This is a genomic window from Streptomyces sp. T028, from assembly GCF_048159505.1.
Classification (GTDB): Bacteria; Actinomycetota; Actinomycetes; order Streptomycetales; family Streptomycetaceae; genus Streptomyces.
Window position 1 is genome coordinate 295,422 of the sequence record NZ_JBLRVZ010000026.1, and the last position, 23,356, is coordinate 318,777.

The 23,356-nt window shown below is 72.5% G+C and carries 23 protein-coding genes; 13 read left to right on the top strand and 10 right to left on the bottom strand.

Going from position 1 to position 23,356, the window contains the following annotated elements; all coding sequences use genetic code 11:
* Positions 1 to 19 precede the first annotated feature (19 nt).
* Positions 20 to 1,426, bottom strand: a complete 1,407-nt coding sequence (locus ACLZN2_RS25255; protein ID WP_416981381.1) for a DHA2 family efflux MFS transporter permease subunit — start codon at positions 1,424 to 1,426, stop codon at positions 20 to 22.
* Between the two features lie 152 nt (positions 1,427 to 1,578).
* Between ACLZN2_RS25255 and ACLZN2_RS25260 the strand changes: the two genes are divergently transcribed.
* Entirely contained in the window at positions 1,579 to 2,019 is a 441-nt protein-coding gene (locus ACLZN2_RS25260; RefSeq protein WP_416981292.1) for a MarR family winged helix-turn-helix transcriptional regulator, read from the top strand.
* A 33-nt stretch (positions 2,020 to 2,052) separates the two neighbouring features.
* Here the strand turns inward: ACLZN2_RS25260 and ACLZN2_RS25265 are convergent, their stop codons facing one another.
* Entirely contained in the window at positions 2,053 to 2,523 is a 471-nt protein-coding gene (locus ACLZN2_RS25265) for a plastocyanin/azurin family copper-binding protein (protein WP_416981293.1), read from the bottom strand.
* Between the two features lie 163 nt (positions 2,524 to 2,686).
* On the opposite strand from ACLZN2_RS25265, the gene ACLZN2_RS25270 reads away from it, so the two are divergent.
* The 6 genes from ACLZN2_RS25270 to ACLZN2_RS25295 all read left to right on the top strand — a co-directional run bounded on the left by ACLZN2_RS25270 (position 2,687) and on the right by ACLZN2_RS25295 (position 10,455).
* Positions 2,687 to 3,280: an RNA polymerase sigma factor gene (locus tag ACLZN2_RS25270; RefSeq protein WP_416981294.1), complete on the top strand. Its 594-nt coding sequence runs from the start codon at positions 2,687 to 2,689 to the stop codon at positions 3,278 to 3,280.
* 5 nt (positions 3,281 to 3,285) lie between these two features.
* Positions 3,286 to 3,966, top strand: a complete 681-nt coding sequence (locus ACLZN2_RS25275; RefSeq protein ID WP_416981382.1) for a hypothetical protein — start codon at positions 3,286 to 3,288, stop codon at positions 3,964 to 3,966.
* Positions 3,967 to 4,050: 84 nt separating this feature from the next.
* Positions 4,051 to 5,016 (top strand): endonuclease/exonuclease/phosphatase family protein, encoded by a 966-nt coding sequence (locus tag ACLZN2_RS25280; protein WP_416981295.1) that lies wholly within the window; start codon positions 4,051 to 4,053, stop codon positions 5,014 to 5,016.
* 178 nt (positions 5,017 to 5,194) lie between these two features.
* Complete coding sequence (locus ACLZN2_RS25285) at positions 5,195 to 5,392, top strand: DUF6229 family protein (RefSeq protein ID WP_416981296.1); 198 nt, start codon at positions 5,195 to 5,197, stop codon at positions 5,390 to 5,392.
* Between the two features lie 200 nt (positions 5,393 to 5,592).
* Complete coding sequence (locus ACLZN2_RS25290; protein WP_416981297.1) at positions 5,593 to 8,445, top strand: type 2 lanthipeptide synthetase LanM family protein; 2,853 nt, start codon at positions 5,593 to 5,595, stop codon at positions 8,443 to 8,445.
* An 87-nt stretch (positions 8,446 to 8,532) separates the two neighbouring features.
* The gene (locus tag ACLZN2_RS25295; protein WP_416981298.1) at positions 8,533 to 10,455 is read left to right on the top strand and encodes an SMI1/KNR4 family protein; all 1,923 of its coding nucleotides are present in this window, start codon (positions 8,533 to 8,535) and stop codon (positions 10,453 to 10,455) included.
* Positions 10,456 to 10,597: 142 nt separating this feature from the next.
* Here ACLZN2_RS25295 and ACLZN2_RS25300 read toward each other — a convergent pair whose 3' ends face one another.
* From ACLZN2_RS25300 to ACLZN2_RS25310, 3 genes are all read right to left on the bottom strand, one after another.
* Entirely contained in the window at positions 10,598 to 11,104 is a 507-nt protein-coding gene (locus tag ACLZN2_RS25300; protein ID WP_416981299.1) for a hypothetical protein, read from the bottom strand.
* An 82-nt stretch (positions 11,105 to 11,186) separates the two neighbouring features.
* Complete coding sequence (locus ACLZN2_RS25305) at positions 11,187 to 12,182, bottom strand: ArsR/SmtB family transcription factor (RefSeq protein ID WP_416981300.1); 996 nt, start codon at positions 12,180 to 12,182, stop codon at positions 11,187 to 11,189.
* Between the two features lie 23 nt (positions 12,183 to 12,205).
* Positions 12,206 to 13,471 carry a serine hydrolase domain-containing protein gene (locus tag ACLZN2_RS25310; RefSeq protein ID WP_416981301.1) on the bottom strand — a complete coding sequence of 422 codons (1,266 nt, stop codon included), beginning with the start codon at positions 13,469 to 13,471 and terminating at the stop codon, positions 12,206 to 12,208.
* A gap of 274 nt (positions 13,472 to 13,745) precedes the next feature.
* Between ACLZN2_RS25310 and ACLZN2_RS25315 the strand changes: the two genes are divergently transcribed.
* The 4 genes from ACLZN2_RS25315 (at position 13,746) to ACLZN2_RS25330 (ending at position 16,945) form a co-directional block, all read left to right on the top strand.
* Positions 13,746 to 14,729: an ArsR/SmtB family transcription factor gene (locus ACLZN2_RS25315; RefSeq protein WP_416981302.1), complete on the top strand. Its 984-nt coding sequence runs from the start codon at positions 13,746 to 13,748 to the stop codon at positions 14,727 to 14,729.
* A gap of 157 nt (positions 14,730 to 14,886) precedes the next feature.
* Complete coding sequence (locus tag ACLZN2_RS25320) at positions 14,887 to 15,372, top strand: hypothetical protein (protein ID WP_416981303.1); 486 nt, start codon at positions 14,887 to 14,889, stop codon at positions 15,370 to 15,372.
* 53 nt (positions 15,373 to 15,425) lie between these two features.
* Positions 15,426 to 15,803 (top strand): hypothetical protein, encoded by a 378-nt coding sequence (locus ACLZN2_RS25325; RefSeq protein WP_416981304.1) that lies wholly within the window; start codon positions 15,426 to 15,428, stop codon positions 15,801 to 15,803.
* Positions 15,800 to 16,945: a hypothetical protein gene (locus tag ACLZN2_RS25330; RefSeq protein ID WP_416981305.1), complete on the top strand. Its 1,146-nt coding sequence runs from the start codon at positions 15,800 to 15,802 to the stop codon at positions 16,943 to 16,945. The genes ACLZN2_RS25325 and ACLZN2_RS25330 overlap by 4 nt, the downstream gene beginning before the upstream one ends.
* A 27-nt stretch (positions 16,946 to 16,972) precedes the next feature.
* Here ACLZN2_RS25330 and ACLZN2_RS25335 read toward each other — a convergent pair whose 3' ends face one another.
* The 3 genes from ACLZN2_RS25335 to ACLZN2_RS25345 form a co-directional block, all read right to left on the bottom strand.
* A complete protein-coding gene (locus tag ACLZN2_RS25335) occupies positions 16,973 to 18,520 on the bottom strand; it encodes a serine/threonine-protein kinase (RefSeq protein ID WP_416981306.1) in 1,548 nt (515 codons plus the stop codon).
* Positions 18,517 to 19,311, bottom strand: a complete 795-nt coding sequence (locus ACLZN2_RS25340) for a serine/threonine protein kinase (RefSeq protein WP_416981307.1) — start codon at positions 19,309 to 19,311, stop codon at positions 18,517 to 18,519. The genes ACLZN2_RS25335 and ACLZN2_RS25340 overlap by 4 nt, the downstream gene beginning before the upstream one ends.
* 71 nt (positions 19,312 to 19,382) lie before the next feature.
* The gene (locus ACLZN2_RS25345; RefSeq protein ID WP_416981308.1) at positions 19,383 to 19,508 is read right to left on the bottom strand and encodes a hypothetical protein; all 126 of its coding nucleotides are present in this window, start codon (positions 19,506 to 19,508) and stop codon (positions 19,383 to 19,385) included.
* A 253-nt stretch (positions 19,509 to 19,761) separates the two neighbouring features.
* On the opposite strand from ACLZN2_RS25345, the gene ACLZN2_RS25350 reads away from it, so the two are divergent.
* A complete protein-coding gene (locus ACLZN2_RS25350) occupies positions 19,762 to 21,180 on the top strand; it encodes a DEAD/DEAH box helicase (protein ID WP_416981309.1) in 1,419 nt (472 codons plus the stop codon).
* A gap of 94 nt (positions 21,181 to 21,274) precedes the next feature.
* Here the strand turns inward: ACLZN2_RS25350 and ACLZN2_RS25355 are convergent, their stop codons facing one another.
* Complete coding sequence (locus ACLZN2_RS25355; RefSeq protein WP_416981310.1) at positions 21,275 to 22,492, bottom strand: MFS transporter; 1,218 nt, start codon at positions 22,490 to 22,492, stop codon at positions 21,275 to 21,277.
* Between the two features lie 149 nt (positions 22,493 to 22,641).
* Complete coding sequence (locus ACLZN2_RS25360; protein ID WP_416981311.1) at positions 22,642 to 22,827, bottom strand: hypothetical protein; 186 nt, start codon at positions 22,825 to 22,827, stop codon at positions 22,642 to 22,644.
* On the opposite strand from ACLZN2_RS25360, the gene ACLZN2_RS25365 reads away from it, so the two are divergent.
* A complete protein-coding gene (locus tag ACLZN2_RS25365; protein WP_416981312.1) occupies positions 22,808 to 23,323 on the top strand; it encodes a hypothetical protein in 516 nt (171 codons plus the stop codon). The genes ACLZN2_RS25360 and ACLZN2_RS25365 overlap by 20 nt on opposite strands.
* Positions 23,324 to 23,356: the final 33 nt, after the last annotated feature.

Consider the following 23,356-nt stretch of genomic DNA (forward strand, 5'->3'; position numbering starts at 1 on the left):
ACAGCAGTGCCGCGGCAGGTCAGGAGGCGTTCTCGTGGTGCGACACGGCCGCCGCGGGGCGGGACGTCGCAGTGGCGCCCCTGGCCGCAGCGCGGGCGTGGGCGTCCGGGAGGGTGAAGGCGAAGGCCGCGGTCACCGCCGCGACGGCGGCCAGGGCGAGGTAGGTGTACTGGTACGCGGTGACGGGCGGATCGGCGACGGCCGCGGCGGGAGTGGACAGGACGAGGGCCGTGGTCACCGCGGCCGGCGCCAGGGCTCCTCCGGTCTGGCGCACCACGGTGTTGAGCGTGGACGCCTGGGCGAGGTCCGGTCGGGCGATGTTCGCGAGAGAGGCCACCGTCGTCGGCATGAAGACCCCGCCCATGGCGATGCCGAGCAGGAACATGTAGGCCCGGAAGGTCCACAGACCGGTGTCCTGGTCGCAGGTGGCGAAGAGCAGGAGCACCACACTGACGCCGGCCAGCCCGCAGCCCACGATGATCCGCGGCCCCACCCGCGCGTAGAGGATCCCGGCGACCTGGACGGTCAGCAGGACACCGAACGCCTCGGGGAAGGTGCTGGTGCCGGACTCCAGGGCGCTGCGGCCCTGGTCCTGCTGGAGGAAGAGCGGGCCGAGGTACATGGCGCCGAGGATCGGTATCAGGCCGACGAGGTTGATCAGGTTGGTGTCGCGGAAGAGGCGGTCCGCGAAGAGACGCAGCTTCAGGAGAGGTTCGTCGGCACGCAGTTGGTGGACGGCGGTGGCGGTGAGCAGGATCGCGCCGAGGCCCAGGGAGATGATCACGGGGACGGAGGACCAGCCGCGGCCCGGCCCCTCGGAGATCCCGAACATCGCGGCGCCCAGTCCGGCCGCGCTCAGCAGCAGACCGGTCAGGTCGAACCGGCCGGGCAGCCGGCCGCGGTGCTCGGTCAGGAACAGCATGCCGAACACGACGACCGGCACGCCCACCGGCACGTTGACGTAGAAGACCCAGCGCCAGGACAGATGGTCCACGAGGACACCGCCGAGGATGGGAGCGGCGGCCGGGGCCAGCTGCTGCGGGATGATCATGTAGCGGGAGATCCGCACCTGCTCCGAGGCGTTGAAGGTGGCGAAGAGAAGGGCGGCCGAGGCCGGGAAGAGCACTCCGGCGGACAGCCCCTGGCTCGCGCGGAAGGCGACGAGCTGGGCGAGGTCGGTGGCCATGCCGCACAGCAGGGACGAGGCGAGGAAGGCGGTGAGCGCGGTGAGCAGGACGCGCTTGCCCCCGAAGCGTTCGACGAGCCAGGCGGAGGCGGGGATGGTCATGGCCAGACACACCGGGTATGCGACGACCACCCCGTCGAGGGCCGCCGTCGTCAGCTGGAACTGTCGGGCGATGGAGGGAAGCGCCACGGTGGTGATCGCCCCGTCGACGATCGCGATGAAGGTCACGCTGACGCACATCACGGGGACGACCAGGCGCTGGTCGAGTCGGAGGGAGCGGAGGGACGGGCGGGAGCGGCGTGGGAACAGCGACACATGCTGAGCATACTCACTATGTCGGTGCTCACTAGAATTGGTTTTCCGACGGAACGCGCAACGGCGGGGAGCGGCACATGGCAGTGCAGGGCAGCAGCGACGTCCTGGTCGACGAGCTCTACGAGACGACGCAGCAGTTGCGCCGGTTCGTGGAGTCCCGCCTGAGGACCAGCGGCGCCTCCGTCGCCCGCCTGCGGGCCATGCGGATGCTCGCGCGCAGCGAGCGGCCTCTTCGGATGCGGGACCTGAGCGAGATGACGGGTGTCGCGGCACGCACCACGACCAGCATCGTCGACAGCCTCGAACGCGACGGTCTGGTCGAGCGCGTCCGCCACCCCGACGACCGTCGCGCCTTTCTGCTGCGCCTGACCGACGACGGCATGCGGTGTCATCGCGAGGCGGAGGAGGTGGACCGCCTCGCTCTGGCGGAGGCGACGGCCGGCCTCGGCGCCGAGGACCGCACGCGGTTCCGGGCCCTGCTGGCGGTCGTCCGCGAGGCGACGGCCGGCCAGGACTGATCCTTCTTCACGCCGAGGCGGACGAACGTTCCTTTAGTAGCCGTTGCCCGGAGATGTGTCGCCGTCGGACGGTGCCGGGGCCGCGCCGACCGTGATGTTCGTCTTCATGCCGAGGTCCTTGTGTCCGTCGATCGGGCAGTAGACCTCGTACGAGCCGGACTTCAGCGTCACCGTGAGGGTCGTGGACTCCCCCGGCTCCAGTGTCCTGCTGCGGTTCTCGCCGCCGGGGCCCTCGACCTCCAGGGCGTGCTCGTGGTTGCCGACGTTCTTCGCGGTGAAGGTGTACCGGCCGGGCTGGAACTTCTGCGTCGAGAACTTGATGTGGAAGTCGGACAGCTCCGCCGTGACCTTGGTCCCCGGGGCGGCGGACCTGGGCGGGTTCGTGGTCGTCGTGCCACCGGCGCCGTTGCTGTCGCCGCCGCCTCCGCAGGCGGCGAGCAGGGCGGTCAGGCCGCAGGCGGCCACGCCGAGGAGCAGGCGACGGCGGGTGTGCGGGATGGTCATGAGTCGGTCCTCCGGATCGTCCCCCGCAAGGGGTACGGCTTCGGCGGGCCAAGGGATTGCACTCCGCCCGACGGATCGCGCCGCCCGACGGATCGCTCGGACGGAGAATCGACAGTGGGGCAAACCGGGCAATCCCTTCCGGTCCGCGGAGCGTATCCCTGGTATGTGGCGCATGGGCCTTTCCCTCGGGCGGGTGCCCGACGAGGCACTGCTCACCGGTCTGACGACGGGCGATCCCGAGTTCGTCGTCGCGTTCGTGCGCCGTTTCCAGCGCATGGTGTTCGGCGTGGCCCTCGCCGTCCTCGGCGATCCCCAGCTCGCCGAGGACGTCGCCCAGCAGACCTTCGAGCGCGCCTGGCGGCACGCACAGGTGTACGACCCCCGGCGCGGCTCCGTACGGGCATGGCTGACGGCCATCGCGCACAACCTGGCGATCGACGCGGTACGGGCCCGGCGGGCGAACCCGGTCGCCCCCGAGGACCTGGACGCGCTGCTCGGCGTCGTGACCGAGACGCCCGAGCGGCGGGCGCTCGCCGACGACAGTGCGGAGCGGGTCCGGCGGGCGGTGGCGGCGCTGCCCCGGGAGCAGGCGCGGGCCCTCGTGATGGCCGGGATCTACGGGATGACGGCGCGGGAGGTCGCCGACGCCGAGGACGTTCCGCTGGGCACGGCGAAGACCCGGATCCGGACCGGGACGCTCAAGGTACGAGCGCTCCTCGAGACGGACGAGACGGACGAGACGGAGGAGAAGCGGTGAGCGGCATGGAGTGCGAGCGGCTGCGGGAGCTGGGCGCCGAGCTGGCGCTCGGGGTCCTTCCGGCCCGGGAGCGGGCCGAGGCGGTCGCCCATCTGGACCGCTGTCCGCACTGCCGGGAGTACGTCGAGCGGCTGACGGCGGTCGGTGACGGTCTGCTCACGCTGCTGCCGGGCGCCGAGCCGCCGGTCGGTTTCGAGAGCCGGGTCGTACGGGCGCTGGGCGCGGCGCCCGCGCCGAAGCCCCTCCGGCGCCGGCTGGGGCGGTTGGCGGTCGGTGTGGCCGCCGCCCTGGCCTGCGGTTTCGGCGGGTGGGCGGTTGGTACGGCGGTCGTGGGCGCGCCACCGGCCGTCACACAGCGGACGGACGGCGGCCTGCGGGAGGCGGCCCTGGTGTCCGACGGCCGTGAGGTGGGCCGTATCTACGCTCATGCCGGTGGCGAGGGCTGGGTGTACATGTCCGTCGACCTCGACGGAGCCGGCAGGGGCCCGGTGCGGTGTCTGCTCGTACACGCCGACGGGTCGACGGTGCCGGCGGGTTCGTTCCCGCTCAGCGGCGGTTACGGGTATTGGGGGGCACCGGCCGAGGTCGATCCGGGGACGGTGACCGGTGCCCGTCTGGTGGCCCCGGACGGGAGCGTCCTGGCCACGGCGCACTTCACCCCGTGGGAGTCGTCGCGCGAGGGCTGATCCCGTGACGTTCGCCGTACGACGGGGCTCGTCGCGGAACTGGTGGGCGGTGGCGCGCGTCCTCCGTCGGGACGAGGGAGGCGTGTGGTCGCACGAGGAGAGGCACGAAGCGAGCGAAGGTGGGAGTTCGGGCTCGTCGGATGCGCCGTCGGCGTCACCGGTCTGCTCGTCCTCCACTCGGCGGTGCCCAACGGGGTCGGGCGCCTCGGGAGCGCCCTGGAGACGTTCCTGCCGTGGCTGGGCCTGACCGTGCTGCTCCTCGGCTGTCTCGCGCTGCTCCGGCGCTCGGTGGTGGGCCTGCTCGCCTGTCTGGCGCCCACGCTCGCCTGGCTCGTGCTGTTCGGCGGGCTGTGGTTCGCGCCCTCCCCCGGCTCCTACGACCTGAGCGTCGTCCAGCACAATGTGGGCGACGACAACGCCGACCCCGTCGGCACGGCGCGGGCGCTCCTCGCCACCCGCGCCGACCTCGTGGCCGTGGAGGAACTGACGCCCACGGCCCGGCCGGAGTACGAGGCCGTCCTGGCCGCCTCCCATCCTCACCGGGTGGTCCGCGGAACGGTCGGGCTCTGGTCCGCGTACCCCCTCTCGGACGTACGCGCCGTCGACATCCGGCCCCTGGGCTTTCCGGAGAGCTGGCAGCGGGGTCTGCGGGCCACCGTCGCCGCTCCGGAGGGAGAGGTCGCGGTGTACGTGGTCCATCTGCCGTCGGTCAGACTCGGTGCGCGGGGCTTCGCCTCGGCGGCACGCGACGAGAGCGCGGCGCTGCTCGGGGCGCTGATCGCGGCCGACCCGGCCCGGCGGCTCCTGGTCGTGGGCGACCTCAACGGCACCGTGCAGGACCGGGGGCTCGATCCGCTGACGTCGCGGCTCGCCGCCCCGGACGCGGGGTTCGCCTTCAGCTGGCCGGCCTCGCTCCCGATGGCGAGAATCGACCAGGTGCTCGGCAGAGGGATCGTGGTGACGGAGGTGTGGACGCCGGCCGCGACGGGGAGCGACCATCTGCCGGTGGTGGGCCGGGTACGCCTCGCCTCCGGCGCCGACGGGGCATGAGGCGGCCGGACTCGCCAACGGCACCGGAATCCCCTGCGGGGGCCTACGTCAAGGCGTTCTTCGCGCCACGCCGGCCCCCGTCCGAGTGTGGCCGGATTAGCCGTCTGACAGATGTTCGATCCCCGCGATACTCAGGGCTGGGCAATCCGTCCCGAATATCCGTCTCCGGAGGCCGCTGATGCCACAGATCAGTGTTCACACCGCCGTGCTCGATGCCTGGCTGTCGGGTGCCGAAAGCGCGTACGGGCAGATCAACCCCGCCGGGCCGCTCTACGTCGGCGGCGCCGCCGCCGAGGCCGCGCTCACCGACCCGAGCGACTCCCTCTACGGCTTCTGTTCCAGCCCGAGCGGGTCGCAGGGCAGCTGGTGCTGCTGATCTCCTGAGTCATCTCCCACGGCCCGCAGGCCAAGGGCCGTGAGGTCGAACGACGGGAGCGGGGGAACCGCGCCGCACCGGCACCCGTGCCCCCGGAAGGGGGTGGTCCGGGGCCGGCCGCGCGGTTCTCCTCGCCTCTTCGGAGCGCATCGGCAGGCGCATCGGCAGACGCACACTGGGCGGAACAGGGACGGTGGACGGTGAACGGATCGGCTCCGGTGAAGCCGGCGGACAGGGACGAGACGGAATGGTTCGCCGCCCCCGTACGCACTCTGGGCCGGCCGTGGCGGGAGGAGCTGGCCCGGCGGCTCAGGGACGTGGACGCCCTCGGCACGGAGGAACGGGACGTGGTCCTGGAAGCCGGCCACGACGCGCTGCTCAGGTCCCTGCACGCGAAGCTGGCCCGGCTGTTCCTGATCGAACTGCACGCCCTGCGTATCGCGGCGAACGGCCAGGGGACGGGAGACGAAGCGTCCGACACGGCGACCTGGGAGTCGTTCGTCGAGCACGCCGCCGAGGAGGGCTATCTCGACCGACTGGCCGGCCGCTACCCGGTCGTCGGCCGGCGCGTCGCGTCGGTCGCGCGGCTGTCGGTGGCCGCGACGGCCGGTTTCGCCGAACGGTTCGCCGCGGACCGGGAGTTGTTGCGGCCGCTGTGCGCGGCGGCGCCGGGACGGCTGCGGGCCGTCACCTTCGGGGCGGGCGACACCCACCGGGGCGGACTGACCGTCAGCCGGGTCGACCTCGACGACACGAGCGTCATGTACAAGCCCCGGTCGTCCCGCATCGACGTGGCGCTGGGCGCCCTGCTGGAGGAGTTGTTCGCGGACTTCGCCGACGCCCCGGCGCCGCACGAGCGCATCCGGGTGCCGCGGACGCTGGCCCGCGAGGGCTACGGCTGGGCCGAGTTCGTCCGCCACCGCTACTGCGCCGACGACGCCGAACTCGCATCCTTCTACCGCGGCATCGGACACTGGCTGGCCGTCCTGCGCCTGGCGGGCGGCACCGACATGCACGCCGAGAACATGATCGCCGCCGGCCCGGTGCCGGTCGTCGTCGACGCCGAGACCCTCTTCGACTCCCCCGCGCCGTTCCCGCCCAGCGGGCGCGGCGACGCGGTGGACGTGGCGGCCGCGGCGATCCGCCGCACGGTGCTGCGCACCGGACTGCTGCCGGTGCGCGGCACCGGTTTCGCGCTCGGCGGGGTCGACATCTCCGGGGTCGGCGCGCTGCCCGGCCAGCAGCCGTTGATCCCCCACCCGGTGATCGCTCACGGCGGCACCGCGGCCGCCCGCTTCGAGGTCGGCCTGGTCGCCATGCCCACCGCGGGCAACCATCCCAGCCCCACCCCGGTGCTCAGCGCGTACTGGGACCGGATTCTCGCCGGGTTCCGCGAGATGACCGCGCACCTGCGACGCCCCGGCACGGATCCCCACCGGCTGCTGCGCCGTTTCGAAGGCGTGCGGGCCCGTCGGATCCTGCGGCCCACGCAGGCCTACGTCGACATCGGCCGCATGCTGTGGCATCCGGCGTCGCTGCACGACGAGCCCCGAGCCGTCGAACGGGCCCGGGACATCCTGCGCCGCAACGCCGAGGTGCTCCCCGGAGCGCCCACCGACCGTGCGGCCGTCGACGCTGAGATCGCGGACCTTCTCGTCGGCGACGTACCGATGTGCACCTTCGCCGTGGACAGCGCCGCGGTCGAGGCCACCGTACGGGACTGGCAGAGCGCCGACCTGCCGCTGGAGGAGTCGGTGATCCAGGACGCCCTGGTCGGCGCCTACCTCAACGAACGGTCGCTTCCCGGCCGGGTGCAGACCGCCGCCCACCACCCGCACGCCCGGGACCGGGAACGGCGCCGCCGTGACCTGGCCGCGCGGATGGTACGGCGGCTGTGCGACGGAGCCGTACGCGGCGCGGACGGCACGGTCACCTGGATCAGCCCTGTGTTCACGCCCGCCGGATGGTCCATCAGGGTCCTTCCCGCCGACCTCTACACGGGCCAGGGCGGCGTCGCGCTGGCCCTCGCGGAGTATCTGGCCGAGGTGCGGGCCGGACGGGCGGACGAGGTGCCCGGCGTCGGCGACACCTTCAACGGGGCGCTGCGGGTCCTGATCGGCACCGAGGACCAGACCCCCGTGCCGCCCTCGGCCGGAGCCTTCAGCGGCGCGGCGTCCCAGGTGTGGACATGGCTGGCGCTGCACCGCGTCCTCGGTGAGGCCTGGCTGCTGCGGAGGGCGGCCGGGCGGGCACTGCCCCTGGCACAGGGCCGGCTCATCGCCGACGACGTCGAGGTCGACCTCCTCAACGGGGCCGCCGGCGCCGTCGTCCCACTGCTCGATCTGGCCGCCGCGACCGGACAGGACCGCTGGCTCGCCGCCGCCGCCCGAATCGGCCGTCGGCTGAGCCGGCTGGCCGTGCTCGACGACGCCGGCGCCCGCTGGACCACCCGGCTCAACCCGCAGGGCATCGGCGGCTTCGCCCACGGGGCCACCGGCATCGGTTGGGCCCTGGCCCGCCTCTCCCTCAGCGACGCGGGCACCGCCGCCGAACGGGGCGGCTGGCGGCTCCTCGCCGAACAGGCCTTCGCCTTCCAGGAATCCCTCTGGGACCCGCGCCAGGGCAACTGGCTCGACGCCCGCATCGGCGCCGAGGAGGACTTCTTCACCAGCTGGTGCCACGGCAGCGCGGGCATCGGCATCGCCATGCTCGACCTCCACCGGCGCACGGGCGATCCCGCCCACCTCGACCTGGCACAGCGCGCCGCCCGCGCCTGTACCGCCGAGGGCTTCGGCTGGAGCCACACCCTCTGCCACGGCGACCTCGGCCTCTGGGAACTCCTCACCGCGCTCGACCCCGCCCACACCGCCCAACCGGACGCGGAGATCCTCACCAGCCTCGAACAGCGCGGGCCCACCGGGGGCCTGGCCCGCGAGGCCTTCTCCCCCAGCCTCATGGCCGGCCTCGCCGGAGTCGTCCACACCCTCCTGCGCATGAACCCCGCCGCCGATCTGCCGAACCCTCTCCTCCTGGACCACGGCGCACCCACGTGACACCGCACCACCTGCCTTTACGAGCGGGTCCCGTCGGCCGTGGCCGGCGGCGGGGCGCTGTCAGTGGTGGGTGGCAGCATCGGACGTATGACGGATACCACGGGGTTCGACTGGCGGTCCTTCCTGCTCGAGTGGAGTGGGGAGTGGGCGGATTCCCTCCCGGACGACGAGACGCGGGGCGAGGACGACGAGGTCGCGCGGCAGGCGCGGTGGCTGGGGTTCCCGCCCGCGTCCGAGGAGCGGATCGCAGCCATGGAGGGGCGCCTCGGCCGGCGGATGCCCCCGTCATACCGGGAGTTCCTCCAGGTCAGTGACGGGTGGCGGCACGCGGGCGGGTTCGTGTGGCTGCTGGCGGGGACCGAGGACGCGCGCTGGCACAACGACGAGTCGGGGCTCGCGGACATGTTCGAGGAGTACCTGGACGACGACGCCGGGCCCGAGGAGCGGCGGGAGGTGGACATCTGGCGGCGCGGCCTGCAGCTCGACGTGGAGTCCGACATCACCCACGTCCTGATGGATCCCGAGGACGTGGACGAGGACGGTGAGTGGGCCGTGTACACGTGGGCGAGCTGGCGGGCCGAACCGCCCGAGCGGCACGCGAGCTTTCTCGAGTTCATGCGGGAGATGCACCGGGAGTTCCACAGCCTGCGGGCGCACCGCGGCGACGGCGAGCCGGTGTTCGCCAACGACACGACGCGGAGGCTGGACGCCCAGGTGGAAGAGGCCCGGCTGGAGGCGCTGCGCGGCGGCTGGGAGCGGGCCGGGAAGGCGCTCGACGAGGCCAGGGAGTACGGCAGACCGCGGGCCGCCGGGCTGGGCGACCAGATACGCCGCCTGCTCGGACAGACCTCCACGGTGTACTACGGGGACGTGGTGACGGACCCGCGGTACGCGCCCGACCTGCTGCCGCCGCTGGTCGCCGAGCACGCGGCGCACTCGTACCGGGACGACTCCACGTTGAGGTTCCATCTGCCGGGTGCCGACGAGGACCTGGTGTCATTGGCGTACACAACGCTTGACCAGGTGCGGAGCGGCACGTACCGGTACACGGCGGCCGGACCGTTCGGGGAGGCGGTCGAGCGGGCGCGGGAGCTGGCGCGGTGGGGAGACACCGACGGGGCGTGGCGGACGCTGAGGGACGCCGTGCCCCTGTGGGAGCCGCTGGGGCCGGACCACCTGGCGCCGCTGGGGTGGGTGGCCGACCCCGTGCTCGGGCCGCTGCTGACTCCGGAGCGGGGCCGCGAGGTGCTGTCCACTCCGAGGGGCGGGCAGGCGGGGGAGGCACCGGGGCGGACGGCCGGGCTCGACCCGGGCGGCCTTGCGTGGCTCGCGGAGCCGGACCCGGGCAACAACCGCACGTCCTACCGGTTCGTCCTGGTGGAGGGGGTGGAGCCGGAGGAGCTGCCCGGATGTCTCGCGGACGGGGACGGCACCGTGCTGAACGAACCCATGACCTTCTGGGAGGCGCGCCAGAAGTCGCTGCACGAACAGGGGGAGTTCTCGTCCTACGACGACAGTGCTCTCGTCGCGGTCGGCCGGGCCGGCCCCGGCTGGAGCTTCGCCTTCGACGGTGATCCCGCCCCGTTCCACCGGCAGCGGTTCGTCTCCCCGGCCGCGGCGGCGGCCGTCGGCGCGGGTACCCGCGCGGTGGTGGTGTGGAGCGGCCTGAGGACCTGGCACGGACAGCCCTTCTTCCACCTGTCGGTGGCGCGGGACGGGGTCGAGCAGTACGCCTTCACGTACGCGGACGGAGAGGTCCGGCGGAGCGGGGAGATACCGCGGGCGCTGGACCCGAGCCGGTTCTTCGGTTCCCCGGAGGACGGAACCGACGCGGAACGGTCGCTCCTGGAAGCGGTCGCCGGGGAGTTCGGGGTTCGTCTGCCGCGTCACGCCATCGTGAACGGACGTCTGCACACGTTCGCCACCCGCTCCTGGACGCGGCCGCCCAGGAACGGGGAGACGTATGCGGTGATCACCCTGCGGGCGAGTCGGCCGGGGCCGAGGGGGTGATCCTCACGGGCAGTTCGTGGGCGGAGAAGAACTTCTCGAACAGTTCGGGTGGGTGCCGGTGTTGCCCCCACCGTGCCCCACGCCTGCGTGAAGGGGCCCGGGGTGGTGGTCACCCCGGGCCCCTGGTCGGTGGGCGGGCCGGTCAGCAGTTGCGGATGGACCAGACCGCGTCCCAGTTGTAGTCCCACCCGATGCCGCCGTCGGGCTGGCTGGTGTGCAGGACGTTGCCGCTCTGGCCGTAGAAGGTGGCCGTGGGGTTGCCGGTCTGCTGGTTGTAGTAGGCGCCCTCGCCGAGCCAGTTCGACACGGAGTAGCGCAGGCATTCGTACAGGAAGAAGATCTTCCAGTCCCCGGTGGTGGGGTCCCATACGGCGGTGCAGAAGTTGCCGTCGCCGCAGCTGAAGGAGCCGCCCGAGGCGACGTGCTCGGTGCGGACGGCCGGGGAGATCCCCGGGGAGACGGCCGCGATGGAGGCATCGGCCGCCTGGGCGCCCTGCGGCGCGGGCGGTGCGATCTGCCGGTGGCCGGACGCCGCGCCGGCCGAGGGCGCCGAGGCCTGGGCGGGTCCGGCGGCGAACACGGCCGCCAGAGCGAGGATCAGGGCGCCGAGGACGCCGAGGACGGAACGCTGGGCACGCGCTGTGTGCATTCGTTGAACCTCCTGTTTCTTCGTGCCTGTCCTCAAGGCTGTTGCCGACTCGCTTTCCTGTGCCACACGTTGAAGCCGTGGCTTAATCGACGACCCGTGCGCCGTCGAGCAGAGCAAGGCCCGTGGGGGTGATGGTGTGCAGGACGTTCCTGCCGCGGCGCACGCTCACCAGCAGGCCCGCGCCGCGCAGTATCGCGGTGTGCTGGCTGACCGCCGCGCCGGATACGCCGAAGCGCACGGCGAGTTCACCGGTCGTCCTGCCCACGACGACGTCCTCCAGGATGGCGGCGCGGGTACGGCCGATGAGAGCCCCCAGCGGCGCGCCTCCCTCCGTGCCGACGGCCTCCCCGGCCCAGCCGAGCGTGTGCTGGATCGGGTACACCAGGACGGGCACCAGCGTGTCGTCGGCGAGCGTGACCGGTCTTCGCAGGCAGAAGAAGGACGGCTGGAGCAGCAGTCCCCGCCCGCCCAGGTGTACTTCGCGATGGACCGGATAGTCGGCCTCCAGCACGGGCGGCTGCCAGCGCAGCACGGGACGGAACCCCGCCAGCAGGCCGTCGGTGCCGCCGTCCAGCACGTCCCGGGAGCGCAGTGCCCGGTCGGCGTCCACGTGGGCCCGGAGCCGGGGCCAGAACGGGGCGAGTGCGCTGTGGTGGTGGGCGTGCAGGGCGGTGCCCAACCGGCGCAGGGCTGCCGGCTCCCCCTCGGCCAGGGCGCGGGTGACGGGCGGCAGCGGATGTCGGCGGTGCGTCGAGGCGGCGAGCCGGGTCAGGTCGCCGCGCAGCCGGGTCCTGGGCGTGGCGAGCACGGTGTCGACCGCGCCCGCCAGGTCGAAGGAACCGCGCAGGTCGGGCGTGAGGAAGTCCGGGGAGTAGCCGCGGGGCGGCAGCAGGGCGGCGAGCAGCACGTGCGCCCGCCCCAGCCGGGGCAGCACCATCTTGCGCCACTGGCCGAACAGCAGGGGCGCTTCCCCGCTGATCAGGGTCTGGAAACTGTTGGCGATCTCCCAGAGGGGATCGGGGGCGGCGGCGACGCGTACGCGCGCGAGGTCGTCGGCGGTGAAGTGCACCCGCAGCATGGCTCTCCGATGGTGGTCGGAACTCAGCGCTGTTCGGGCAGGTCCGACTCGGCCGGGGGCGCGAAGGACCCGGGCCGCGCGGGCGCCGGCGCCGTCGCGGCCGGCTTCTTGCCGCAGAACGCGGCCTCGAGCGTGCCGCCGAGCGCCGTGTTGGCGGACCCCTTGTTCGAGGTGTTCGCCATCGCGGAGAGGCTGCGCCGGCCGTCGCGGGTCGCGAAGGCATAGGTGTAGTACCCCTGCACGGTGCCGGTGTGGCCGTAGACCCGCGTACCGCAGGACAGGTCGTAGCGGCGCAGACCGAGCCCGTAGAAGCGGGTGTTGGTGGTGTCGGTCGGGGTGACGGTGGTCATCGCCTCCAGCATCCGCGGCGACAGCAGCCTGCCCCGCATCAGCGCGGTCACGAAGGTGTTCAGATCCGCAGGGCTGGAGATGACCGCACCGGCCGACTGCGCCCAGGAGACCGTCTGCTCCGTCGAGTCCACCAGCGGCGCGCCGGCCTCGTCGGGGTGCAGATAGCCGCGTACGCGCAGCCCCGCGATGCGGACGTCGGGGTGCACGTACGAGGTGTCGCGCAGCCCCAGCGGCCCGATGATGCGGCGCTGGTACTCCTGGGCGACCGGCTTCCCGGTGGTCTTCTCGATGAGCATGCCGAGGACCACGAAGTTGGTGTTGGAGTACTTGTACGAGACGCCGGGCTCGGTGGTGCGGGGCTCGCTCAGCGAGAGGTCCACCAGTTCTTGATGGCTGAAGACCCGGTTGCGTACGGCCTCGAAGCCGGGCACGGTGTGCTCGAACATCGCGTCGGTGTAGTCCGCGAGTCCACTGCGGTGGGTCAGCAAGTGCCGCACCGTGATCCGGTCGTCGGGCAGCAGCCCGGGAAGGTAGCGGTTCACCGGCGCGTCGAGCTCCAGTCTTCCCTCCTGCACCAGTTGGAGCAGCACCACGCTGGAGAAGGTCTTGCTGACGCTTCCGATCCGGAAGCGTGCGCGGATGTCCATGGCGGCGCCCGAGTCCCGGTCGCGTACTCCCACGGTCCGGGCCTGGACGCCCTCGGGGCCGGTGAACCGGGCCATCGCTCCCGGTGCGCCCTCGGCCATGGCGGCGTTCAGGGCGGCGACGACGCCTTCCATGTCGGGAGCGGGTGTGGTCTTCCCGGCGCCGTACACCGCGCGGGTGGCACCGGGAACGGCAGGCGCTGCGTGGGCGTTGGCGGCGGGGACGACACCGGCGGCGAGCGCGGCGATCAGGGTGGCGCCGGCGGCCTTGCGTCGGCGGTTGTTCGGCCTCATGTCGGTTCCTCGGGTCGAAGAGCAGGGCACAGAGGGCGGGAGCAGTCCGCCGCATCAGGCAGGGGGCAGGGCGCGGAGCACAGCGACATGCGCGGTGGTCAGCCGCCGCCGGTCCCCCGTGGTCGGACACAGTCTGTTCAAAGGCAGGAGCCCGACCCAGCATTTCGAGAGGCTTCGAAACGTGTCCCGGTCGGCGTCCTTGCCCCAGTTCTTCGAAACCCTTGCCGAACCCCGTGCGTCCCAAGGGGTGGTCGTACGTCAACGGGGGGTGTTCATGGCGCGGTTCTCCGAGTTATGTCTGGGGCCGCTGGAAACAGTGCCGGTGTCTGTCGTGGCGCAGCCCGGCGTCACCCTGATGTCGCTCGTCGCGGATGCGCTGGGCGGCCGCTCCCAGGGCCTGCACCCCACCTGGCGACACGCGCTGCGCTCGGCGGTGCCCGAGGGGGCGGAGGCGGTGCTGCGGCCGCTGTTCACCCGCGAGTACTCTATGGTCCCCGACTGCCTCACGCCCACGGCGCCGCTGTGGGAGACCGATCTCTCCGTCCAGCTCGATCGTCTGGCGGAGGTCCCACCTCAGCTGCTGCTGCGGGAGCTGGAGACGGACTTCGGGGGGACGCTCCCCCGGCAGTGGCAGTCGGTCGTCGACCGGCCGAAAGCCTTCATCCACGCGTACGCGGCCATTCTCGGCGCCGTGTGGGAGGCCTTCGGGCCGATCTGGGCGCGGGCCGGCTCCCTGCTCGCCCGGGAGACCGAGCGCGTGGGCGTGGCGGTCGTCAGCGACGCCCTGCCGCTCGTCCTCGCCGGGCTCGGGCCCAAGATCCGCTTCGCCGGGCAGACGCTGTACGTGCCCGATCCGCACCCCGAGACGTTCGAGCGGGGTTCCCGCCGCGTGGTGCTGGTGCCGATCGTGTCGGGCAACGGTGCCTCGGTCTTCAGTTTCGATCGTTCCGACGCCGTGTGGTTCGGCTATCCCGTGCCCGGCCTGAACACGCTGTGGACCACTCGGGAAGCCACCGCCGAACGGGATCCGCTCAAGCTCGTGGTGGGCCTCCTGCGGGCGGGGATCCTGCGCGAGCTGGCTCGCCCGTGCACCATGGGCTCCCTGGCTTCCACGCTCAACTGCACGCCGGCGACCGTGACATACCACTGCGGTCAGCTGGAGGCGGCCGGGCTTCTCACCCGGGAGCGACGGGGACAACACGTGGTGGCCCGGCGCACGGCCTCGGGCGGGGCGCTGGTCAGCCTGTTGTCGGGGTGAGCCCGCGGACCGTACCCGGCCGCCCCCACGGGGAGCGACCGCCACCCTGACATCCGTCAGGACCGCGGACCCCGCTCCCCTTTCTAGGGTTCGAGTCGTCTTCCAGGCCCCGGCCGCACAGCGGGGCACCCTCCACACACAGGAAGAGACGGCTCTCATGCGCCTGTTCCGCTCCACCCTCGCCACGGCCGCCGCCTTGTGCGCGGTCACCACCGGCGTCTTCGTCGCTCAGCCCGCGCAGCCCGCACACGCCTCGGCCGCCGACTGCGAAGGCGGCGCACGCGGCTTCCGCGACCACCCCGACGGCGCCGAGGGCGACACCGACAAGCCCGCCGACTTCAGCCTCGGCAGCGTCCGCATCACGCTGGAGAAGGGCGTCTACGTCGGCCAGCAGATCGCCTTCGGCAAGATCGGCGGCCGGACCCAGCCCGGCGACAACGTCTGGATGGACTGGCGTGCGGGCGGCTGGGACCACGATCAGGCCGTGTCCCCCTGGCTCCAGTGCGGACCCTTCACCGTCCGCTCCGCGGGACAGAGCCTGACCACGCCGTTCCGCCGCACCAGCACCGACCCGCAGTACCAGTTCCGGGTCTGTGGCTCGCTGAAGTCGAACGGCGTGGTCCGCTGCTCCGACTGGTGGTAGAGCCCGCCGGACTTCCCGCTTCCCAGCCCTCACCACGAAAAGGCACGAAAGGCATGACCATGCGCAGAATCCTGCACGGCGTCGCCGCGCTCGCCCTCACCGTCGCCGCCGTTCTGACCGGCGCCGCCCAGGCCCAGGCCGAAGGCGGCACGTGGGACGGCTGCCCCTACGGCGCCGTCTGCATCTACCCGGAGAACGTGACCCCCGTCGACAACCCGCACCCGAGCCACATCTTCTACTCCTACGGGTTCCACCCCCTCTACAACCAGTACGGCAACCACTGGGTCTTCAACAACCAGTACGACGGCGCCCTCGTCGAGCTGTGCAAGTCCGTCAACACGGACTGCCACGAGTCCATCCCCCCGCAGGAGGGCTGGTACGTCGACCTCACTCCGATCAACTCCCTCAACCTCAGGGAGCACTACCTGTGAGGCGCCGGCTTCTCGCTGCCGCCGTCGCGCTGCTGTTGACCGGCGGCGCGGCGGGCTCCGCCGCCGCCGATGCCCCGGCCGGGCAGCCGGTGCGGCCCGCCGCCGCGTCCGTCGAAGTGCCCTCCGGCGTCAGCGCCGGGGTCGCCGTCTTCGACCGCGAGAACGGTACGTTCACCGAGCAGCTCAACTCGGGCACCCGCTTCCGCTCCGCCTCGGTCGTCAAGCTGCTGCTGGCGCTGGACCACCTGTGGAACCTGGGCCCCGACCACACCGTGCCCACCGCCGACCGGGCATGGCTGGAGCCGATGCTGCGCAGCAGCGACGACGACGCGGCCGACACCTACTGGTCGGAGAACGGCGGTACGGCGATCATCACCCGCATGGTGAGCCGCCTCGGCCTCCAGGACACGGCACCACCGCCCGCCGGATACGAGGACTACTGGGGCTACACCGCGCTCTCCGCCCGCGACACGGTGACGATCTACCGCTACCTCCTGGACTCGGCGCCCGGCCCCGTGCGCGACTTCGTGATGGGGAACCTGCGCCAGTCCACCCGCTGCGCCTCGGACGGCTTCGACCAGCACTTCGGCGTCGCCGGGGCGTTCGGGAAACCGTGGGCGGTGAAGCAGGGCTGGGCGGGATCGTCGTACGAGAAGGGCACCTGCGGCCCGCCGCGCGCCGCTGCCGCGACGCGCACGGCAGGCCCGGTCGCCGCCGCGGACGTGGACCTGACCCGGCCCGCGCTGCACAGCACGGGCACCGTGGGCGCCCATGACCGGTCCATCGTGGCCGTGTTCACGCTGCATCCCGTCGGCACGTCGTACGGGAAGGCGTACACGGACATCGGCCGGCTGACCCGTTCCCTGAACGTCCCCGGAGCCGCGCGGCCCGCGGGATGGTGGTACGGCACGTGGAGCGAGCGTGTGAACGTCCGCACCGACCCCTCCACGGGCACCTCACCGATCACCCGGCTACCCGCTGGAGTCGAGGTGTTGGTGGGCTGCCAGGCGAGGGGCGAGGAGGTCCACGTACCGCCCTACACCAACGACTGGTGGGCCTATCTCCCCCAGTACGACGGCTGGATCTCCAACATCTACATCAACTCGCCCGACAACAAGATGCCGGACGTCAGGGACTGCTGAGCAGCCCCGGGCGACAGCTCCGCTTCCTCACCGCTCGTAGGCGGCGAGGAAGCGGAGCACTTTGTCGACATGGGGCCGCACGCGTGCGGGGACGCCGCCCTCCGTGATGACGGTGCGGTCGCTCGTGCGATATCCGGCCGCCATCAGCGCGGGAAGATCCTCGGCGGGCATGTCGGCCTTCTTGAACTGCTGGTCGAGCCAGCACACGTACAGCGACATCGTGGAGATCGCGTCCGGTGGCGACCGGTAGTCCTTGTCCCCGTCGCCGTCGCCGTCGACCGCCCAGGCCCGGAACACCGACGGCGTCCACATGGCGATGCCGTACTCCTCGCTCGCCGGGCGGGCCGCGTTCACGTCGAAGCCGCTCTCGGCCTTGAGCATGGCGGCGAGGAACGCGGGCGTGACCTCCGCGTCGGTGCAGCGGTGGGCGGCCTTCACGATGACCGGTCGCAGCGCTTCGGGTACGTCGGAGTCCTCCGGGATCTCCCCGGCGGCCGGGCTGTGCGCGCCGGTGACGACGGCTGGTGTGCCGCGCCCCTGGTCGTCCTCGTCGTCGGCTGCGCCTGCGCCGCCCCCGAGCAGCGCGGCCCCGGCGACCGCGGCGGCCGACAGCGCGGCGAGCGCCGCGGCGGCGACCGGCAGCAGCCGGCGTCGGCCACGCGGGCTCGCCAGTCGCTCGATCCGGGCGGAGAGGCTCGCGGCGGTGTGGCGTTGGCGGCCGGCGTGGTCGGGTGTCAGACAGTCCCCGATGAGTCGGCGCCAGTCGTCGTCGAGTCCGGCGTCCAGGCGCAGGGGCGCCGTGCCGCGGGCGTAGGCCTGTGCGGCGAGTGAGCGGGCGCGCGCGGTGGCGCCGGGGAACGGGTGCAGGCCGCCGGTGAGCACCTGGTGGGCCAGTACGCCGAAGGCCCAGATGTCGGCGGTCGGCCGCACCACCGTCCCGCCGGCTCCGGTGCGCTGGGACCACCACTCGGGCGGCACATGGTCGAGCGTGCCGAGCGGCGGCACATAGGCGTGGGTGCCGTCGAGTTCGGTGGCCAGGCCGAAGTCGGCGAGCCAGACCGCGCCGCCCGCGCCCAGCAGCACGTTGGCGGGTTTGAGGTCGCCGTGCACCCAGCCGGCGCCGTGCATATGGGCGAGCCCGGCCGCGACGCCGCGCAGGACCCGCAGGGCGTCCCGGATCGGTCCGCCCGTCCCGGCGGCGTCCAGCACCTGCCGCAGACTCGCCTCGGCACGGTCCATGACGAGCGCGATCGCCCCGTCCAGCGCGGGCAGGTCCGGCGCGTCCACGGTGCACACGGCATGCGTCCGCACGAGGTGCGGATGGTCCGCCTCGGCGCTGAACCGCACCTCACGCTCGACCAGTTCACCGAGCGCGGCACGCTGACCGGGCGCCAGGGCACCGGTCGGCAGTACCTTGACCGCCGCGATCACGCCATCGGCGACCGCGCGGGCCTCGTACACGGTCCCCCAGCCGCCCGAGCCGATGACGGCGTCCAACTCCCAGCCGTCGATACGGAAACCCGCGGGCAGCCGCGGTGTCTGCAGGGCGCCCTCCTCAGCGCCTGACGTGTTCACGCTCCGCTCTCCTGCGGGACGGGCCGTCTGCGGGACGGCAACAGGGCGAGATGCTCCTCGCGGACCAGACCGAAGCGCAGGGCGAGGGAGGCCAGTCGGGCGCGCTTGGCGCCGGTGCGGGCGTTGCCGTCCGCTCCGGACTCGTCGCCGAGGTCCAGGCGCAGCTTGGCGAAGGCCAGGTAGTCGATGTGGTAGTTCACCGCGGAGCGGGTCAGACGACGACAGCTGTCCAGCGGGCGCAGCCGCTCCGCGATGTCCCCGGCGCCCGGCAGTGTGCCGTCCGAGGGGTCACGCAGCCTCGGCTCGCACAGGGCCACCAGCACCAGGAAGTACTTCGCGGTCGCGTCGAGCGCGTAGGGATGCACGGTCAACTCCCCTGCGCCGGGCGAGGACCGCTCGTCCAGATAGGCGTGCTGCGGGGCGAACACCTTGAAGTCGACGGTCCCGGACAACGCGGGCAGGACGACTCGGGAGAACTCGAAGGGCACCGGAGCTCCGAGCCGACCGGGCGCGACGGTGATGTACTCGCCGGCACCCTCCAGGTTCTCGACCGCATACGCGGTGTCACGGCTGAAGTTCGACAGCCGCCAGTAGTCCTCGGCCGCCTCCAGCCGCCCCGCCCGCCGGGAGATCGCGGGGTCGCGCAGGACGATGGAGACGTCCCGGCCGCCGGGCAGCCCGCGTCCGAAGTCGGCGACGTCGCCCGGTCCCATGTGCAGCAACTCGGGCCCGGCCGCGTCGACTTCACCCGGCCGTGCCGGGCCGGGCGGCTGCACGATGATCGTTTCCATACCGACTTTCCCCCGCTGTGGTCGCCGGCCCGGCGTCTCCGCGCCGGGTAAGGCGTGTCTCCCGGTCACGGTCACCGCTTCGGCGCCTCGTCCGGCTCGCCCCACGCAGTGAGCGCCGGGAAGGCGTGGAGGATGGAACGTCCGCCACAGCGCGCCGGCTTCTGGTCAAAAGCCGCACAGGTGACATCGATGTCCATGCCCGGCACCGCATACGGGCCGCATCCAGGGGTGAGAGCACGAGGCACGTCCACTAGGACGATCGGCCGATCATCTCGGTTCCCGGCGCCGCTCGTCGTGCACTCCGGCGACGCGCGTGGGCTCGACCACAACGGGACGCGAAGAGGGATGTGGCGCCCCTGCCCGATGTCGGGCCAGGGGGCATCCTGAACCCGCTGATAAAATGAGGCCACGCGTCGACATCGCCGGGGCGCCGGATCAGGAAGGTTCCCCATGAACGCGAAGTCTTCGGCGCCTGGGCGCTCCCATGTCGGTACGCCCCATCGAGCGGCGGGATCGCGGGGCGAACCCGAGACGCCGCAGACAGTGTCCCCGGGCCTGCCTCCGGCCGCGTCCTTCGACGCACTCGGGCTACCGCCGGAACTGATGAAGACGATGACCGGCCTCGGCGTGACCGAGCCTTTCCCGATCCAGGCGGCCACCCTGCCCAGCGCGCTGGCCGGCCGTGATGTCCTCGGCCGCGCGCGGACCGGCTCCGGCAAGACGCTGGCCTTCGGGCTGGCGCTCCTCATCCGGACCGCAGGGCTGCGGGCGGAGTCGAAGCGGCCACTCGCGCTGGTCCTGGTGCCGACCCGGGAGCTCGCACAGCAGGTCAGCGACGCACTGACCCCGTACGCCCGGACACTGAGGGTGCGACTGGCGACCGTGGTCGGCGGGCTGTCGATCAACCGGCAGCAGGCGCTGCTGCGAACGGGCGCGGACGTGGTCGTCGCGACGCCGGGACGGCTGGCCGACCTGGTGTCACGCCGGGACTGCCACCTCGATCAGGTGCGGATCACGGTGCTGGACGAGGCGGATCAGATGTGCGACCTGGGTTTCCTGCCGCAGGTCACGGAGATCCTGGACCAGGTGCGCTCCGACGGGCAGCGGCTGCTGTTCTCGGCCACGCTCGACCGCAACGTCGACCAACTCGTGCGTGACTACCTTCGGGACCCGTATCTCGCATCGGTCGACCCGGTGGCCGGCTCGGTCACCACGATGGAACACCATGTGCTGAACATCCACGCCGCCGACAAGTACGCGACCGCGACCGAGATCGCCGCACGGGACGGCCGGGTGCTGATGTTCCTGGACACCAAGGCCGACGTGGACCGGTTCACCCGTCACCTGCGGGCCGGCGGCCTACGCGCCGGAGCCCTGCACAGTGGGAAGTCGCAACCCCAGCGCACGCACACGCTCGGCCGGTTCAAGGACGGTGAGATCACCGTGCTGGTGGCCACCAACGTCGCCGCGCGGGGCATTCACATCGACACGCTCGACCTCGTCGTCAACGTCGATCCGCCGGCCGACGCCAAGGACTACCTGCACCGTGGCGGGCGCACCGCACGGGCCGGGGAGTCCGGGACCGTGGTCACCCTGGTCACGCCCCATCAGCGACGCGACGTGAACCGGATGATGTCCGACGCCGGGATCCGGCCGACGGTCACCCAGGTGCGCTCCGGCGAGGCGAAGCTGACCGCCATCACCGGCGCGAAGCGTCCGCCGACCGCGACGAAGGCCAACAGCGGCGACGTCCCCTTCCGCGGCCTCGGCTCCCGTGCGGGCCGCCCCGCGAAGGAGTCCCGCAAAGCCTCCGAGGCCCGCAAGGTCGCGGAAGCCCGCGCGGCGGCCCGAGTACGCAAAGGCCGCTGACACCGGCACAGGTACGGCCTCAGGTGTCGCACTGCTCCCGGATCACCCTCGTGTACACGGACCACCGGCCGGAGCGGTTCTCGCCGGCCGTGTCCTAGCCGCTCTGGGACCGAGCCGAGGTGACCGGCTCGGCCTGGGCGCCGGACGACGTGATCACCTCGGAGTGACGGCCGCCTCGGTCGATGAGGCCGCCCATGAACGCCAGCCCCAGTCCGGCGACGCCCAGGGCCGCGCCGACCAGAGCCGGTGAGGCCCAGCCCCAGCCCGCCGAGATGGCGAGGCCGCCGAGCCAGGCGCCGCCCGCGTTGGCCAGGTTGAAGGCGGAGTGGTTGGAGGCCGCCGCCATGGTCGGGGCGTCCTTCGCCTTGGCCATCAGCAGCATCTGGACGGGCGTGGTGATCAGGGCGCCCATCGCGCCGATGAACATGATCGTCACCAGGGCGGGCACCGTGCTGTGGACGGTGAAGTAGAACGCCACGAGCGCGCAGGACAGCAGGGCGAGCCCCGCGTACAGCGTCGGGCGCAGGGCACGGTCCGTGAGCGGGCCCGCGACCAGCGTGCCGAGGGTCATGCCGACGCCGTAGAGCGCGAGGACCAGCGTGGTCGAGGAGTCGGAGAGGCCCGTCAGGTTGGTCAGCATGGGCACCAGGTAGCTGTAGACGGCGAAGAAGCCGCCGAATCCCACGACGGCCGTGGCCAGGCCGATCATCACCTGCTTGTTGCCCATCGCCCGCAACTCGCGGCCGACGCCCGACTGCTGCCCCCGGGGCTGGTGGGGGACGAAGACGGCCAGCGCGGCGAGGGCGGCGAGGCCGATGACGGCGACCGCGACGTACGCGGACCGCCAGCCCAGCTGCTGTCCCAGGGCCGTACCGGCCGGGACACCGACGATGTTCGCGATGGTCAGGCCGAGGAACATCTTCGACACCGCGCGTGCGGCCCGGTCGGGGGCGACCAGCCGGGAGGCGACGACCGCACCGACGCCGAACAGCGCGCCGTGGGGCAGGCCGGCCAGAAAACGTGCGGCGAACAGCAGACCGAAGCCGGGGGCGAGCGCGGATGCGACGTTGCCGAGGACGAAGAGCCCGGACAGGAGCAGCAGCAGCCGCTTGTGGGGGATGCGCGCGCCGATGCCCGTGAGGATGGGGGCGCCGACGACGACGCCGAGCGCGTAGGCGGAGACGACGTTGCCGGCCTGCGGGACGGACACACCGATGCCGTCGGCGATCTGGGGAAGCAGTCCCATCGTGGCGAATTCGGTCGTACCGATGCCGAACGCGACGACGGCGAGGGACAGCAGGGCCAGGGGCATGGAGCGGGAACACCTTTCAGGGGCGACGATCCGGATGCGGCGGAGCGGGCGGCGACAAGGGGTGCAGCAGCGGTGGGGGGCCTGGGCATTCCAAGATCGGGCCATCGGGATTATGGCCTGCGTCACACTCGGCGGCGGGGCTGCGGCTGCTACCAGATCAGGCACCAGTAGCCGTCGTGGGTACCGACGCCGATACGGCCGCCCTGCGGCACGAGCCGGGGGTCGGGGTCGCCCTTCGCCGACAGCGTGCACGCCGGGTCACCGACCGTCCCTGAGGCGGCCATGCGCCGGGCAGCGGCCTCGGCCGCGGGAGACGTGAACCAGACCGTCGTCACGGCCGGGCTGCTCGCGGCCGTCGGCGGCCGCGCCGGGACCGGGGACGAAGACGTGGTGGACACGGTCGGTGAAGGCCGGGGCACCGCGGTCGCGGTGAGCGCCTGGTGGGGTGGGGCGGGTGTGGTGGACGACACCGGCGTCGATGGCGTCAATGGTGTCGATGGCGTGGGTGGCGCGACGGAGGACGGCGAAGTGGAGGGCGTGCGTCCGGCTGTCGTACGACCGCTGGGACGGCTGGGGTGCCCCGCCGTCGCCGGTGGTCGGGTTTCCCGCGTCCGGGTGGGTTCGGGACGTGCCGTACTGGAGGTTTCCGGGGTGGCCGTCAGTGTGGGCGAGGGGGTTCGTGTGGGCAGGGACAGGTCGTTCGACGCCGACGGCGCCGGTCCAGGCGTGCCGTCGTCCGACGCCGTCAGCGCCCAGACTCCCAGGCCACCCGCCACGAGGACGGCTGCCGCACCCACGATCCACGGTGCTCTGCGGTGTGGACGTCGGTGACGGTTCATGCATCCCACTGTCTGCCCGCCCGCC